This window comes from Kribbella antibiotica (assembly GCF_004349055.1).
Lineage (GTDB): Bacteria > Actinomycetota > Actinomycetes > Propionibacteriales > Kribbellaceae > Kribbella > Kribbella antibiotica.
The window spans coordinates 1-15050 of sequence record NZ_SMKX01000193.1 but is presented as its reverse complement, the minus strand read 5'-3'; the positions used below and the strand labels follow the sequence as shown (position 1 = coordinate 15050).

At 68.3% G+C, this 15050-nt stretch carries 14 protein-coding genes; 12 read left to right on the top strand and 2 right to left on the bottom strand.

Annotation, left to right across the window (positions count from 1 at the left end; translation table 11 throughout):
- On the top strand, nucleotides 1-2443 hold a 2443-nt coding region (locus tag E1263_RS37985), incomplete at its 5' end, for a glycosyl hydrolase family 95 catalytic domain-containing protein (RefSeq protein ID WP_132176521.1).
- Here E1263_RS37985 and E1263_RS37980 read toward each other — a convergent pair.
- Nucleotides 2440-3213 (bottom strand): RNA ligase family protein, encoded by a 774-nt coding sequence (locus E1263_RS37980; RefSeq protein WP_132176523.1) that lies wholly within the window; start codon nucleotides 3211-3213, stop codon nucleotides 2440-2442. The genes E1263_RS37985 and E1263_RS37980 overlap by 4 nt on opposite strands.
- A 144-nt stretch (nucleotides 3214-3357) precedes the next feature.
- On the opposite strand from E1263_RS37980, the gene E1263_RS37975 reads away from it, so the two are divergent.
- From E1263_RS37975 to E1263_RS37925, 11 genes are all read left to right on the top strand, one after another.
- Nucleotides 3358-3819 (top strand): hotdog fold domain-containing protein, encoded by a 462-nt coding sequence (locus E1263_RS37975; RefSeq protein WP_132176519.1) that lies wholly within the window; start codon nucleotides 3358-3360, stop codon nucleotides 3817-3819.
- Between the two features lie 27 nt (nucleotides 3820-3846).
- Complete coding sequence (locus E1263_RS37970) at nucleotides 3847-4650, top strand: CPBP family intramembrane glutamic endopeptidase (protein ID WP_132176517.1); 804 nt, start codon at nucleotides 3847-3849, stop codon at nucleotides 4648-4650.
- A 25-nt stretch (nucleotides 4651-4675) separates the two neighbouring features.
- The gene (locus tag E1263_RS37965; protein ID WP_132176515.1) at nucleotides 4676-5839 is read left to right on the top strand and encodes a GNAT family N-acetyltransferase; all 1164 of its coding nucleotides are present in this window, start codon (nucleotides 4676-4678) and stop codon (nucleotides 5837-5839) included.
- Nucleotides 5840-5913: 74 nt separating this feature from the next.
- A complete protein-coding gene (gene ruvC / locus E1263_RS37960) occupies nucleotides 5914-6510 on the top strand; it encodes a crossover junction endodeoxyribonuclease RuvC (protein WP_132176513.1) in 597 nt (198 codons plus the stop codon).
- Nucleotides 6511-6523: 13 nt separating this feature from the next.
- Nucleotides 6524-7126: a Holliday junction branch migration protein RuvA gene (ruvA, locus tag E1263_RS37955; RefSeq protein ID WP_132176511.1), complete on the top strand. Its 603-nt coding sequence runs from the start codon at nucleotides 6524-6526 to the stop codon at nucleotides 7124-7126.
- Nucleotides 7127-7129: 3 nt separating this feature from the next.
- Entirely contained in the window at nucleotides 7130-8188 is a 1059-nt protein-coding gene (gene ruvB, locus E1263_RS37950; RefSeq protein ID WP_132176509.1) for a Holliday junction branch migration DNA helicase RuvB, read from the top strand.
- A gap of 172 nt (nucleotides 8189-8360) precedes the next feature.
- The gene (gene yajC, locus E1263_RS37945; protein ID WP_132176507.1) at nucleotides 8361-8834 is read left to right on the top strand and encodes a preprotein translocase subunit YajC; all 474 of its coding nucleotides are present in this window, start codon (nucleotides 8361-8363) and stop codon (nucleotides 8832-8834) included.
- Nucleotides 8835-8908: 74 nt separating this feature from the next.
- Entirely contained in the window at nucleotides 8909-10657 is a 1749-nt protein-coding gene (secD, locus tag E1263_RS37940) for a protein translocase subunit SecD (protein WP_132176505.1), read from the top strand.
- Nucleotides 10657-11826 carry a protein translocase subunit SecF gene (gene secF / locus E1263_RS37935; RefSeq protein WP_132176503.1) on the top strand — a complete coding sequence of 390 codons (1170 nt, stop codon included), beginning with the start codon at nucleotides 10657-10659 and terminating at the stop codon, nucleotides 11824-11826. The genes secD and secF overlap by 1 nt, the downstream gene beginning before the upstream one ends.
- A complete protein-coding gene (locus tag E1263_RS37930) occupies nucleotides 11826-12368 on the top strand; it encodes an adenine phosphoribosyltransferase (RefSeq protein WP_132176501.1) in 543 nt (180 codons plus the stop codon). The genes secF and E1263_RS37930 overlap by 1 nt, the downstream gene beginning before the upstream one ends.
- Nucleotides 12369-12674: 306 nt before the next feature.
- The gene (locus tag E1263_RS37925) at nucleotides 12675-14873 is read left to right on the top strand and encodes a RelA/SpoT family protein (RefSeq protein ID WP_202869248.1); all 2199 of its coding nucleotides are present in this window, start codon (nucleotides 12675-12677) and stop codon (nucleotides 14871-14873) included.
- Here E1263_RS37925 and E1263_RS43890 read toward each other — a convergent pair.
- On the bottom strand, nucleotides 14863-15050 hold a 188-nt coding region (locus E1263_RS43890; protein WP_238161931.1), incomplete at its 5' end, for a hypothetical protein. The genes E1263_RS37925 and E1263_RS43890 overlap by 11 nt on opposite strands.

The window sequence follows — 15050 nt, the reverse complement described above, 5'->3', positions numbered from 1 at the left end:
CGAGCAGAGCTTGTGGGGCGGGGTGAACGACTACGACAACGGTCTTGCCGGCGTTGACGACAATGCGTTCGACACGTCGATGACCGGCTTCGGGTCGTTCCGGAACTTCGGAGACCTGTACGTCGAGTTAGGTGGCGGGGCAACCGAGCTGACGGCGCCGGGTGGGCCGTACGAGTCGTCCTCCGCGGAGACCGCGCAGCAGACGATCGACGGGCGCAGCGACACCAAGTGGTGTGTGAGCTCGCCGCCTGCTGCGGTGGTGTGGCAGTTGGCGCTGCGGACGGCGACCAGCGTTGCTGGGTACGCATTGACCAGTGCGAATGATGTGCCGGCCCGGGATCCGCAGGCCTGGGTGCTTGAGGGGTCGAACGACGGGCAGGCGTGGACGGTGCTGGATCGGCAGCAGTTGGCCGGGCCGTTCAGCACGCGGTTCGAGACTCGCCACTTCGCTGTCGCGACACCGGCGTCGTACCGGCACTATCGCTTTACCTTCACGCCGGTGGCCGGCGTGAGCCACTTCCAGGTCGCTGAGATCGCACTGGATGGTGTTGACTCGCACGAGGCGCCGCAGTTCACGGAGTACCGGCGTTCGCTCGACCTGGTCGGTGGTGTGCACAGCACCGAGTACGTCGACGAGCAGGGCGTGCGCATCCGCAGTACGGCGTTTGCGGGGGAGGTGCTCGTCCTGCGATACACCGGTCAGCTGTCGGGGCGGGTGTCCTTGCTGGCCGGTCAGGGCGCCAAGACGACCGCGGACCGGACGACGCTGCAGTTCAACGGTGCCATGGGCAACGGACTGCGGTACGCAGCCGAGGTTCGCGTGGTTACCAAGGGCGGGTCGGTGTCGACGGACGGCACGTCGATCGAGGTAATGGACTGTCGGGAGCTGGTGCTCTATCTGGATGGCCGCACCGACTATGCGATGTCGGCAGCGAACGGCTGGCGCGGTAGCGCTCCAGCACCGGCGGTGCGGCAGTCTGTCGCCGCGGCCGCGCGGCAAGGTGCAGATGCCTTGCTACGCATGCATCAGAAGGACTTCAGCGCCCGCATGAACCGGGTTGCCGTCGACTGGGGCACCACGGCACCTGACGTGGCCGCACTCCCGACAGACCAGCGACTCACCCGGTACGCCGACGGTGGCGCGGACCCGTCCCTCGAGCAGACCCTGTTCACGTACAGCCGCTACCTGCTGACGTCGTCATCGCGACCGGACGGACTCCCGGCCAACCTGCAGGGACTCTGGAACGACCAGGACCAGCCAGCCTGGGCATCGGACTATCACACGAACATCAACATCCAGATGAACTACTGGGGCGCGGAGACCACCGACCTGCCGGACTCGCACGAGGCGCTGACCCGCTTCATCGAGCAGGTCGCCGTACCGAGCCGAGTGGCAACGCGGCATGCGTTCGGCGCCGACACCCGCGGCTGGACGGCTCGCACCAGCCAGAGCGTCTTCGGTGGCAACTCCTGGCAGTGGAACACCGTCGCGAGTGCCTGGTACGCGCAGCACCTGTGGGAGCACTACGCCTTCACACAGGACCGCGACTACCTGCGCCAGCACGCGTACCCGTTGATCAAGGAGATCTGCGAGTTCTGGGAGGACCGTCTCGTCGAGGATGCGGACGGCCGGCTGGTCTCGCCCGATGGCTGGTCGCCGGAGCACGGTCCGCGCGAGAACGGCGTGATGTACGACCAGCAGATCATCTGGGACCTCTTCCAGAACTACGTCGACGCTGCGACCGTCCTGGGCGTCGATACGCCGTACCGGCGGACTGTGGCGAGCATGCAGGCCCGGCTGGCACCCAACAAGATCGGCCGCTGGGGACAGCTCCAGGAGTGGCAGACCGACCGCGACGACCCGGCCGACATCCACCGGCACACCTCACACCTGTTCGCTGTCTACCCCGGCCGGCAGATCACCCCAGCCGGTACGCCGGAACTCGCAGCCGCGGCCCTGGTGTCGCTGAAGGCGCGCTGCGGTGAGAAGGAGGGCGAGCCGTTCACTGCGGCCACTGTGTCGGGGGACAGCCGTCGTTCGTGGACCTGGCCGTGGCGGTGCGCGCTGTTCGCGCGGCTCGGCGACGGTGAGCGCGCAGCGATCATGCTGCGCGGGCTGCTCACCTTCAACACGCTCCAGAACCTGTTCGCGACGCATCCGCCGTTCCAGATCGACGGAAACCTCGGAGTGTCCGGGGCGATCGTGGAGATGCTCCTGCAGAGCCATGGCGGTGAGATCTCGCTGCTGCCCGCACTACCGGCAGACTGGGCGGACGGCTCATTCCGCGGTTTACGGGCTCGCGGTGGCTACCGGGTGGACTGCACCTGGAAGGCCGGCCGCGTCCGGTCGTTCCGGATCACGGCCGACCGCGCGACCTCAGGCCGTACCGTCCAGGTCCGTGTGAACGGAACACTCAAGACGGTCCGGCCCGAGGCGCCCTAGCGGTTCCGGCGCTTCAGAGTGCGCGAGTAGTCCTGGAAGCGAGCCTTGGCGATGGTGCTGCGGTCAGGCGTGCGCAGGACGATGCCTTCAGGAGTGCCGACGGCGGAGTCGTCGAGACCGCTGAGGGTGTGCGGTAGGTGCTGCGTGAGGAAGGCCTGCGTCTCTTCCATGCCGTCTGGTAGGTCGACTGCGTCGAGGATGAACAGGCGAGGCGTGAGGGTGAGTCCATCGGCGGCAGCCAGCTTCTGAAGCTCTTCCTCGGCGAGGAACGGCTGGTTGCCCGCCTCACGCCAGTCCGACAGCGCAGCGCGCGGCTGAGCCAGCAGGTCCTCGTAGTCGGTCAGATGGATCGCGTCGAAGAGACGGTGGCCGACTCGACGGTCGCCGGTGTAGTTCTTGCTCGCACCGGTGACCTTGCCGCCGTACACCTCCAGGAAGCGCACCTCGATCCGGTCGGCCGCCGGAACCGGCAGGGCGTCCGCAACGCGACGGAGCTCCGCGACGATGCCGAGTGCCGGGTTGCCGATCAGATCGCCCTTCGCGTAGAGCAGCTCCTCGCGGCTGCCGAGCAGGTACGAGCCGTCGGGCAGCGTGATGATGCGGGCGTTGGTTCCGTCGACCTTCTCGGTACCGATCACCGGACCGGTGAACGGGACCCGGTCGTCGAGCAGTCCTCCGTTGCGTGGGTCCAGCGAGTGGTAGGTGGGGATCGAGGGGTACTTCGTCACGGAGTTCAGGTTGTCCAGGTCGCAGTTGCGCAGGTCGAGCATCTCGGTCACCACCTTTTGGTACGTCGCCGGGGCCATCCCGGCGGCGAGTCGGACGCGAACCTATGGTGCGCGGTCCGGCAGCGGCAACGGGTTTGTTCGGCGGGGGCGGCGACAAGATGCCTTACTCGCGGGTAACATGCCGGTATGGCGACTCAGTTGGTGGAGATGTGGGGCCGGCTCAAGGCGGTTCCGGGTGGAGCCCGGGTGTTCTCGCGGGCCTTTGCGTGGAAGGCGCCGTACTTCCGGACGATCCGGCTGCGGTTCGTGCAGGTCGGCCCGAACTTCGCGTCGCTGGTGCTGCCGAAGCGGCGGGCGGTGCAGAACCACATCGGCACGGTGCATGCGATCGCAGTGTGCAACGGGCTGGAGGCAGCGATGGGCGCACTGGCCGAGGCGACCGTTCCGTCCGGCAAGCGCTGGCTCCCGAAGGGCATGGAGGTCTCCTACCTCGCCAAGTCCACCACCGACCTCACCTGCTCAGCCGAGACCGACCCGGATGACTGGACTACCGGACCCGACGTACCGGTGCGGGTGAAGGCAACGCGCGACGACGGCACCGTCGTTGTCGAGGGGACCATCCACCTCTGGGTGACCGACCGCAAGTAGGCCCGTTCGGCTGGCATGATGGCGCGGATGCGGCGCTGGGTGTTGGTGGTTGGGATTGCGGTTCTGGTGGGCGCTGCGCTGGTGCTGGTGCTCACCGGCAACACCGAGGTGCGATACACGGCCGACAGTGACAGCACGCAGCAGATGTGGGTCCGCTGGATATCTGTTGCCGTCGGCATCCTTCTGGTGCGGCTCATGCCGCCGCAGGTCGAGCGGGTCGACGCCGGTACGGCGGACCGTCGCCAGGCGTGGATTCTGACCGGGCTGGCGCTGGCGTTCGCCGTACTGCTGAAGCTGCTCGGTCTGGGCATGTTCGAGGTGCTGAAGGGGCTGCTCCTACTGCTCGCACCGCTGGCGGTGTTCCGCTGGCTGGGTGGCAAGCCCACCAAGGTCTGGCCGGCAACAGTCAGGTGGGCTCCGGTCGTTCCAGTGGTTGCGTTCCTGGGGTTGAGCTACTTCGGGCCGCTGGCTGCACCTGCGACCGAGAAGCCGGACATGGGGGCTGCTGAACTGGCGCTGGTGATTCTCGGCGGGTTCCTGATCAACAGCGTGCTCGAGGAGGTCTTCTATCGGCGCTGGTTGCAGACACGCTGGGAGCAACTGCTTGGTCCGTGGCCCGCGATCCTCCTGGCATCGATTGCCTGGGCGGTTTGGCATGTGGCGCTGCAGGGCAGAGGCGAGCTCGGCATCGATCTGGCATCCGTCCTGGTGAACCAGGGCGTGCAGGGGCTGTTCCTGGGCTACCTGTGGAGCCGGTACCGGCGGATGTGGCCGCTGATCACGGTCCACGGTGCCATGAATGCGCTGCCACTATTCCTGTCGCTGGGATGAAGCACGGCCACGTAGGGTCGGACGCGTGACAGATGCGCTGCGGGTTGTGGATGTTGCCGAGGAGCACCTGGACGCGGCTTGGCAGGTGAGGCTGCGGTCGTTCGGGCCGGGTGGTGACAGGGACGAGTGGCGAAAGACTGCGCTGGAGTTCGCGCAGGACGGCCGGTGCCTCGGAGTGGTCGACGGCGATGAGCTGGTTGCGGCGGCGAGGCTCTGGCCGTTCGAGCAGTGGTGGGGCGGACGGCGGGTACCGATGGCCGGAATCGCCAGCGTCATCGTCTCTCCGGAGTACCGGGGGCGTGGTGTCGGCAGCCTGCTGATGCGTGCGGTGCTGGAGCGGAGTGTGGAGAAGGGCCTTGCGCTCTCTGCGCTCTACCCGGCGACCACTGTGCTCTACCGGCACCTCGGGTACGAGTTCGCGGGTGAGCGGTACCAGTTCACCTTCTCGGCGGCCGATCTGCGCATGCTGGGCGGCAAGGGCGTGCCGGTGCGCAAGGCGGGCAAGGCGGACGCACAGCTCTTCCTTGAGCTCGCCTCGAAGATGCATGCGACCCAGCGCTCGAGTGGTCCGCTGATCTGGCCGCTCAAGCAGATCGAGTCCTGGCTGGGCGATGAGGACAACTTCGCGTACGTCGCTGAGGACGGCTTTGTCGTCTACAACTGGTCCGACGGGAACCTGTGCGTCGACGAACTGGTGGCCGGCTCCGAAGCAACCGCACGGGCGCTCTGGGCGACTGTCGGCTCCGGTGCGTCGATTGCAAAGACCGTGCTGGCCTATGTCGGGCCGACCGATCCCATCCACTTGCTCACCGAGCACGAGGCCGAGGCGCAGACACAGGTGCAGCGCTGGATGCTGCGGTTGACCGATGCGCCGGCCGCGATCGCCGCGCGCGGATTCGCAACAGGCGCCGTACTGGATGTGGCGCTGCACCTCGACGACGCCGATCTGCCGGCCAACGCAGGGGACTGGCGGTTGTCGGTCGCCGACGGCACCGGGAGCTTGGTTGCGGCCGAGCCGGCTGACGACGCGGTCCGGCTGGGAGCTCGCGGACTGGCCGCGCTCTATGCCGGTACGCCGACCGCCGCGCTGCGAGGAGCTGGCCTGCTGACCGGGGGATCGGCGGCCGTGGACAGCGCGCTCGACGCCGCGTTCGGCGGGTCCGCGGCGTACATGATCGACTCCTTCTGAGCGGGCGGCGCGTCGATTTCCCGGCTGTCCGGACCGGCCGCTAGGGTTGTCGAACAAACGTTCGGAGGTAGTCCATGCGGGTGCTCGGCGTCGACCCTGGGTTGACCCGGTGCGGTCTCGGCGTCGTCGAGGGCACGCCGGGCAGACCGCCCACGATGGTCGCCGTCGGCGTGATCCGGACGCCACCCGACCTCGATGTCTCGAAGCGCCTGGTGCTGATCGAGGCCGGGCTGATCGAGTGGATCACCGAGCACCGGCCCGACGCGGTCGCGGTGGAGCGGGTTTTCGCCCAGCACAACGTGCGGACGGTGATGGGCACGGCCCAGGCCTCCGGGGTGGCGATGGTGGTCGCGGCGCGTAACGGGCTGCCGGTCGCACTGCACACCCCGAGCGAGGTGAAGGCCGCGGTCACCGGGTCCGGGCGGGCCGGCAAGGAGCAGGTGACCACGATGGTCACCCGGATCCTGCAGCTGCCCGAGCGGCCGACGCCCGCCGATGCCGCGGATGCGCTGGCGCTGGCGATCTGTCACATCTGGCGCGGTGGCGTGACGAGCAAACTGCAAGAAGCCGCCGCCTCCCGGTCGAATCTGGAGGCCGCGGCGCAGGCGCAGTCCCGCCTGCAGGTGGCGCGACTGCGAGCCGCTGTAGCGGCGCAACAAGGCAAGCGATGAGTGGAGGTGCGCGGTGATCGCGTTCGTGCGTGGCCCAGTGGCGGCCATCGGAGTCGACAGTGCCGTGATCGAGGTCGGGGGAGTGGGCCTGCAGGTCCTCTGTGACCCCGGCACGCTGGCCGGCTTGCGGCCCGGGCAAGAGGCCCGGATCGCGACCTCGATGATCGTGCGCGAGGACTCGCTCACGCTCTACGGATTCGCCGACGACGACGCCAAGAGCCTCTTCGAATTGTTGCTGACGGCCACGGGTGTCGGCCCGAAGCTGGCCCAGGCCGCGCTCGCCGTGCTCGAGCCGGATCAGCTGCGGCATGCCATTGCCACCGAGGATCTCGTCGTACTGGTGAAGGTCCCGGGGATCGGCAAGAAGGGCGCCCAGCGGATCGTGCTGGAGCTCAAGGAGAAGGTCGGCATGCCGACCAGGACGGTGAGCGGGCGGCCGCTGCAGGCGCAGGATGCCTGGCGGGCTCAGGTGCATGCCGGTCTGGTCGGTCTCGGTTGGTCGCCGCGCGATGCGGAGGACGCGGTCACCGCAGTGTCACCGCTGGCCGCCGACAACCCGAACCCGTCGGTCCCCGATCTGCTCCGCGCCGCGTTGCGCGCGCTGTCGAAGGCATAAGCGATGGACGACGACGACAACGTTCGCCCGCTCGTCTCCGCCGACCTGGTGGATCTCGAGGAGCGCAAGATCGAGTCGGCGCTGCGGCCGCGGACGCTGGCCGAGTTCGGCGGTCAGCGCCGGGTCAGCGAGCAGCTCGAGCTGGTCCTGCACGCGGCCCGCGGCCGGAACCGGACACCCGACCACGTCCTGCTGTCCGGGCCGCCCGGACTGGGCAAGACCACGCTGGCCATGATCATCGCCGCCGAGATGTCCGCTCCACTGCGAGTGACCAGCGGCCCGGCGATCCAGCATGCCGGTGACCTGGCCGCGATCCTGTCCGGGCTCAACGAGGGCGAAGTGCTGTTCCTCGACGAGATCCACCGGATGTCGCGGCCGGCCGAAGAGCTGCTCTACATGGCGATGGAGGACTTCCGGGTCGACGTCATCGTCGGCAAGGGGCCAGGGGCGACCGCGATCCCGCTGGAGATCCCGCCGTTCACGCTGGTCGGGGCGACCACGCGCGCGGGCCTGCTGCCCGGGCCGCTGCGGGACCGCTTCGGCTTCACCGGGCACCTGGAGTTCTACGACGCCTCCGAGCTGGAGAAGATCGTCAACCGCTCGGCCGACCTGCTCGAGGTCGACATCACCCCGGAGGCCGCAGCCGAGATCGCTTCCCGGTCCCGGGGGACACCCCGGATCGCGAACCGGCTGCTGCGCCGGGTGCGCGACTTCGCCGAGGTCCGGGCCGACGGGATCATCACGCTGGCGCTGTCCAAGGCCGCCCTCGAGCTGTACGAGGTCGACAAGATGGGCCTGGACCGGCTGGACCGTTCGGTGCTGGACGCCTTGTGCCGCCGCTTCGGTGGTGGGCCGGTCGGCCTGTCCACGCTCGCGGTGGCGGTCGGCGAGGAGCGCGAGACGGTCGAAGAGGTCGCCGAGCCGTTCCTCGTCCGCTCCGGCTATCTGGCCCGCACGCCGCGCGGCCGGGTCGCGACTCCCGCCGCCTGGCGGCACATCGGGCTGAAGATCCCCAAGGGTGCGGCCTTCGCCGACACGCTGTTCGACGACGAGGACGACTGACGCCCCTAGGCTGAGTGATCCAAACGTGACCCCGAGTCATGAGGCACTTGTTGACGCTCAGGGTTAGACTCCCCGTTGGCCTGACCTGAGGTCATTCCGCTGCGTCCTGCGCGCTTGAAGCAGAGCGTGCCGGAAGCCCGTACTCCCGATTCACGAAGGATTCTGAGACCCGATGCAACTCCTTGCCGCACCGATGGCCGGCTCCGGGGGTGGCGGCATCACGCTGCTGATCCCGCTGATCCTGATTGTCGGAATGATCTGGTTCATGAGCCGCACGCAGCGTAAGCAGCGCGAGAAGCAGGCGCAGACTGTCGCCTCCCTCGCGCCGGGGACCAAGGTGATCACCACCAGCGGCATGGTCGGCATCGTCGAGGACACCGACGACGAGTACGTGACGCTGGAGATCTCCGACGGCGTGCTGATCCAGGTGGTCAAGGCGGCCGTCGGCCGGATCATCCCGGACGAGGACGTGACCCCGGACGAGGCGGAGCCCGCGACCGACGAGGCCGAGGCCGCTGTCGCGACCGACGTCGCCGTCGACGAGCCCGCCAAGGACACGGTCGACGTACCGGATGCGGGTCGTGACAAGGCGGACGGCAAGGTGCAGGACGCGCCGAAGCTGCCGCCGACGCACACCGAGAACTGACCTCCCACTGACAGCCTGCGGCGCGCCCCACCTGCTGGTGGGGCGCGCCCAGAAGCACAAAGGTTGAATCTGACGTGGCAACGACGACGACATCCCGCCCCGGTCGGCTCCTGATTGCCCTGGGAGTCATCGTGGTCCTGCTGTTCGGGATCATGGCGCTCACCAAGACCTGGAAGCCCAAGCTCGGTCTGGACCTGCGCGGTGGTACCACCATCACGCTGACCGCCCGGAATCTGGACGGCAGCGGGCAGGTGACCGCCGAGCAGATCAGCGAGGCGAAGAACATCATCTCGCAGCGTGTGAACGGCGCCGGTGTCGCTGAGGCCGACATCGTCACCTCGGGCTCGCACATCACTGTGGCCGTGCCCGGCGCGACGCAGGACAGCCTGGTGGCGCAGGTCGGCCAGACCGCCTTGCTGTACTTCCGGATCGTGTACGACGCGCAGCCGGCCCAGCCGATGCCGACGCCGTCCACGACGCCGACCCCCACCGGGAAGCCGACCGGCAAGCCGTCGACCACGCCGAAGCCGAGTACGTCGATCAAGCCGACCGGGACGCCGACGGCCAAGCCGAACGGCCGGGCCTGGAGCAGTGTGCTCGGCCAGGCCACGCCGACGCCGACCCCGAAGCCCTCCGGTACGCCGACGGCCAAGCCGTCCGGCACCCCGAGTGTCCCGCCGGCCGACACCAGCGGCGACCCGCTCAAGTACACCCCGGACGCAGCAACGCAGGCCGCGTTCGCGGCGTTCAAGTGCGGTGACAAGCAGGACGAGAACTCGGCCAAGCCGCAGTTCTCCTGTGACAAGGAGAAGGTCTACAAGTACCTGCTCGGTCCGGCGATCATGAAGGGCACCGACCTTTCGGACGCCACCGCCGGCATCCCGCAGAACCAGTTCAAGTGGCAGGTCAACCTGAACTTCACCGGCGAGGGCGGCGACAAGTTCCTCAAGGCGACGACCGCGATCGCGGCGCGTGGCGAGGGCAACAACCTGTTCGCGATCGTGCTCGACGGCGTGGCGATCTCCACCCCGTCGGTCGCCCAGCCGATCCCCGGTGGCACCGCGGAGATCAGCGGAAGCTTCACCGAGGCCGAGGCCCGCGACCTGGCCAACGTCCTCAAGTTCGGCGCCCTGCCGGTCGCGTTCGACACCTCGTCGGTGGAGACGGTCTCGGCGCAGCTCGGTGGTAACCAGCTCTCGGCCGGGATCTGGGCCGGCCTGGCCGGTCTCGCCCTGGTCGTGCTCTTCTCGTTCCTGTACTACCGCGGTCTGGGCCTGGTCGTGGTCGCGTCGCTGGCGGTCGCCTCGTTGCTGACCGGCGCCCTGGTCATCCTGCTCGGCAAGGCGATCGGGTTCACCCTGACGCTGGCCGGGATCGCGGGTCTGATCGTGGCGATCGGTATCACCGCGGACTCGTTCGTCATCTACTTCGAACGACTACGTGACGAAGTGCGCGAGGGCCGCAGTCTGCGGTCGTCGGTGGAGACCGGCTGGGCGCGCGCCAAGCACACGATCATCGCGGCCGACTCGATCTCGCTGCTCGCCGCGCTGGTGCTGTACACCCTGGCCGTCGGCAGTGTCCGCGGCTTCGCGTTCACGCTCGGCCTGACCACCCTGATCGACCTGGTCGTGGTGTTCGTCTTCACCAAGCCGCTGGTCACGCTGCTGGCCCGGACCAACTTCTTCGGTCACGGCCACAAGCTGTCCGGTCTCGACCCCGAGCACCTCGGCGTCGAGCGGCTGCCCGGTCACAGCGCCGGCCCGGTCGCCAAGGGCCCGGCCCGCAAGCCGTCCACGCGTAAGCCGATCGGAGGGGAGGTCTGATGTCGAAGCTCGGACAGCTCGGAAACAAACTGCACAAGGGTGAGGTCTCCTACAACTTCATCGGCCACCGCAAGGTCTGGTTCATCGTCTCGATCGCGCTGGTCGTGCTCTCGCTGGGCGGCCTGTTCGCCCGCGGCCTGGAGCTCGGCATCGAGTTCCGGGGCGGCGTCGAGTACGAAGCCAAGACGCAGATCACCGCCGACACCGTGCAGAAGTTCGGTGATGTGGTGAAGGCGACCAACATCGCCGAGATCGGTGACCCGGTCGTCACCACGATCAACAACGAGCGGGTGCGGGTCCAGACCAAGCCGCTCACCCAGGAGCAGGTCCCGGTGGTCCGCAAGGCCATCGCGGACGCGGCCGGTATCCCGGCCGACCAGGTCACCTCGCAGCAGATCGGCGCCTCCTGGGGCGACCAGATCGCGAACAAGGCGATCATCGCGCTGATCGTGTTCATCGCGCTGGTCTTCCTGGTGATCTGGGGGTACTTCCGCGAACCCAAGGCCTCGCTGGCCGCGATCATCGCGCTGGGCCACGACGTACTGATCACGGTCGGGCTCTACGCGCTGATCGGGTTCGACGTCACCCCGGCCACGGTGATCGGCGTCCTGACGATCCTCGGGTACTCGCTGTACGACACGGTGGTGGTGTTCGACAAGATCCGCGAGAACACCCGCGGCATCACCGGCTCGAACCGCCTCACCTACTCCGACGCGACCAACCTCGCGGTCAACCAAACCATCGTGCGGTCGATCAACACCACGCTGATCGCGCTGCTGCCGGTCGGGTCGATCCTCGTCGTCGGTACCTGGGTGCTCGGCAGCGGTCCGCTGAAGGACCTCTCGCTGGCCCTGTTCGTCGGTATCGCCGTCGGTGCGTACTCGTCGATCTTCATCGCCCCGGCCCTGCTGGCGCTCTTCAAGGAGCGCGAGCCGGGGATGCAGGCGCTGAACCGTCGCGTCATGGCCAAGCGCGCCCAGGGCACCGCCACGGGCAAGAGCGCGGGCGTCGAGGGCGACCTGGTGCCGGCGGCAGCGGGTGCCGCACGGGTTCAGGACACCCCGCGGGCGACCGGCTCGGCGCCGGCTCCGGCGGCGCGTCCGATGGCCGCTGGTGGGGCTGGACGGCCGCAGCCGACCCGCAAGCCCCGGTCGAAGCGCGGTAAGTGATGTCGCGGACGTTGGAGCAGGTTCTGGCCGACGGCATCCGCGACATCCCGGACTACCCGCAAGCGGGGGTGGTGTTCAAGGACATCACCCCGCTGCTGGCCGACCCCACCGGCTTCGGCCAGGTGGTCCAGGCGCTGGCGGCCGCGGGTCAGGACGACGACGGCAACCCGGTGGTCGACAAGGTGGTCGGGATCGAGGCGCGCGGGTTCATTCTCGCCGCCCCGGTCGCGCTCGCCCTCGGCGCCGGGTTCGTCCCGGTCCGCAAGAAGGGCAAGCTACCGGCGGCGACGTACGAGGAGTCGTACTCGCTGGAGTACGGCGAGGCGACCATCGAGGTGCACCAGGATGCGTTCGCGCCTGGTGACCGTGTGCTGGTCATCGACGACGTACTGGCCACCGGCGGGACGCTCGAGGCCTGCCTGCGGCTGATCCGGCGCTGTGAGGCAGAGGTCGTCGGTACGGCGGTGTTGCTGGAACTGTCGTTCCTGCCCTGGCGCGAGCGGCTGGCCTCCGAGCGCGTCACTTCGCTGCTTTCTGTCTGATTTCAGACAAACTCTGCGTGACCAGTCAATGACTCGGCGTGTTGTCCACAGGGTGTTTCTCTGTCGTTGGCCGGTGGCCCCTAGACTGGGGGTCTGTCGGCGGAGGGACACAACGTGGGCGAAGACCCGGCGATGACGTCAGCGGTACCGAACGTAGTACCGCAGGAGCCTCCGCGCGCCCCGGCACCGGTGCGCGCAGCTCCCGTATCACCGCCGCCGGCTGCCCAACCGCCGCGGATCGCCCCGGCCCGAGTGCGCGCCCGGCTGGCGCGCCTGGGCGGGACCAGGCACCCGAACCGCGCACCGATGCTCGAGCCGCTGTTCCGGGTCGTGCGCGCGACGCACCCCAAGGCCGACCTGGCGCTGATCGAGCGCGCCTACCGGACCGCGGAGAAGTACCACACGGGCCAGCTGCGCAAGAGCGGTGACGCCTACATCACGCACCCGCTCGCCGTGGCCACCATCCTGGCCGAGCTCGGTATGACGGTTCCCACGCTCTGTGCGGCGCTGTTGCACGACACGGTCGAGGACACGCCGTACACGGTGGCTGAGCTGACCCGCGACTTCGGCGAAGAGATCGCCATGCTGGTCGACGGTGTCACCAAGCTGGACAAGGTCAAGTACGGCGAGTCCGCGCAGGCCGAGACGATCCGCAAGATGGTCGTCGCGATGGCCAAGGACATCCGGGTCCTCGTCATCAAGCTGTCCGACCGGCTGCACAACATGCGCACACTGTCGTCGCTGCGGCAGGAGAAGCAGGAGCGGATCGCCCGCGAGACGCTGGAGATCTACGCACCGCTGGCGCACCGGCTCGGTATGAACACCATCAAGTGGGAGCTCGAGGACCTGTCGTTCTCGACCCTGCACCCGAAGGTGTACGACGAGATCGTCCGGCTGGTCGCCGAGCGTGCGCCGTCGCGGGACGAGTACCTCGCCACCGTGATCGACCAGGTCCACGAGGACCTGCGCGCGGCCAAGGTGAAGGCGACCGTCACCGGTCGCCCCAAGCACTACTACTCGATCTACCAGAAGATGATCGTCCGCGGCCGCGAGTTCGGCGACATCTACGACCTGGTCGGTATTCGCGTCCTGGTCGAGTCCGTCCGCGACTGTTACGCCGCCCTCGGCATCATGCACTCACGGTGGAACCCGGTCCCCGGCCGGTTCAAGGACTACATCGCGATGCCGAAGTTCAACATGTACCAGTCGCTGCACACCACCGTGATCGGCCCGCAGGGCAAGCCGGTGGAGCTGCAGATCCGGTCCTTCTCGATGCACCGCCGCGCGGAGTACGGCATCGCCGCGCACTGGAAGTACAAGGAAGACCCGAACGCGCCGTCCCCCGAGGTGGGTGCGCCGCCGACCACCGAGGTCGGCGCGCCGAACGACATGCCCTGGGTCCGGCAGTTGGTCGACTGGCAGCGCGAGACCTCCGACCCGTCGGAGTTCCTGGACTCGCTGCGCTTCGAGATCAACAACTCCGAGGTCTACGTCTTCACCCCGCGTGGCGACGTGATGTCGCTGCCGACCGGCTCCTCGCCGGTCGACTTCGCGTACGCGATCCACACCGAGGTCGGGCACCGCTGTATCGGGGCCCGCGTCAACGGTCGCCTGGTGCCCCTGGAGAGCACCCTGGAGAACGGTGACGTCGTCGAGGTCTTCACCTCGAAGGCCCAAGGCGCCGGCCCCTCGCGGGACTGGCTCGCCTTCGTCAAGAGCCCGCGGGCGCGGAACAAGATCAAGCACTGGTTCTCCAAGGAGCGCCGCGACGAGTCGATCGAGCACGGTAAGGACGCGATCGCCAAGCAGCTCCGCAAGGAGGGTCTGCCGCTGCAGCGTCTGCTGTCGCACGAGACCCTGACGGCGGTCGCCAACTCACTGCGGTACCCGGACGTCACTGGCCTGTACGCCGCGGTCGGCGAGAGTCACGTGACCGCACAGGCCGTCGTACGGCGTCTGATCGAGACGTACGGCGGTGAAGAGGGCGCGGCCGAGGACTTGGCCGAGGGCCTGCGGTTGCCGCAGTCTCGCGAGCGGCGGAAGCGGTCTGCGCGCGGCGACGCCGGTGTCCTGGTCAAGGGTGCGACCGACGTGCTCTCCAAGCTGGCGCGGTGCTGTACGCCGGTGCCTGGTGACGAGATCATCGGCTGGATCACTCGCGGCGCGGGCGTCTCGGTGCACCGCTCCGACTGCGCGAACGTCGAGAACCTGTCAGCCCAGCCGGAGCGGATCGTCGAGGTCGAGTGGGCCCCGACGGCGCAGTCGCTGTTCCTGGTCGCGATCCAGGTCGAGGCGCTCGACCGGGCTCGCTTGCTGTCGGACATCACCCGGGTTCTGTCGGACTACCACGTGAACATCCTGTCCGCGGCGCTCACGACGACGCGCGACCGGATCGCGAAGTCCCGGTTCACCTTCGAGATGGGCGATCCGACCCACCTCGGTCACGTGCTGAAGGCAGTGCGTTCGGTGGAGGGCGTCTTCGACGTCTACCGCGTCACGCAGTAGTCGTTTGTGCAGTCATTTGTGTGGCCGGGGAGACTGCAGTCATGGTCTCCTCGGGTGAGTTCGGGCGGCGCGGACTGCTGATCGCGGGCGCCGGTCTGTTGGTCGGCTGCAGTCCATCGGGGGAGTCCTCGAGCCCACCGCCTTCTTCCAGCACTCCACCGCCCACCAGCAGCACCC

Excerpts from the sequence above, each read along its gene's own strand:
- E1263_RS37980 (WP_132176523.1), bottom strand. The coding sequence starts at position 3,213 with ATGCTCGACCTGCGCAACTGCGACCTGGACAACCTGAACTCCGTGACG.
- E1263_RS37975 (WP_132176519.1), top strand. The coding sequence starts at position 3,358 with ATGGCGACTCAGTTGGTGGAGATGTGGGGCCGGCTCAAGGCGGTTCCG.
- E1263_RS37970 (WP_132176517.1), top strand. The coding sequence starts at position 3,847 with ATGCGGCGCTGGGTGTTGGTGGTTGGGATTGCGGTTCTGGTGGGCGCT.
- ruvC (WP_132176513.1), top strand. The coding sequence starts at position 5,914 with ATGCGGGTGCTCGGCGTCGACCCTGGGTTGACCCGGTGCGGTCTCGGC.
- ruvB (WP_132176509.1), top strand. The coding sequence starts at position 7,130 with ATGGACGACGACGACAACGTTCGCCCGCTCGTCTCCGCCGACCTGGTG.
- yajC (WP_132176507.1), top strand. The coding sequence starts at position 8,361 with ATGCAACTCCTTGCCGCACCGATGGCCGGCTCCGGGGGTGGCGGCATC.
- secF (WP_132176503.1), top strand. The coding sequence starts at position 10,657 with ATGTCGAAGCTCGGACAGCTCGGAAACAAACTGCACAAGGGTGAGGTC.
- E1263_RS37930 (WP_132176501.1), top strand. The coding sequence starts at position 11,826 with ATGTCGCGGACGTTGGAGCAGGTTCTGGCCGACGGCATCCGCGACATC.
- E1263_RS37925 (WP_202869248.1), top strand. The coding sequence starts at position 12,675 with ATGCTCGAGCCGCTGTTCCGGGTCGTGCGCGCGACGCACCCCAAGGCC.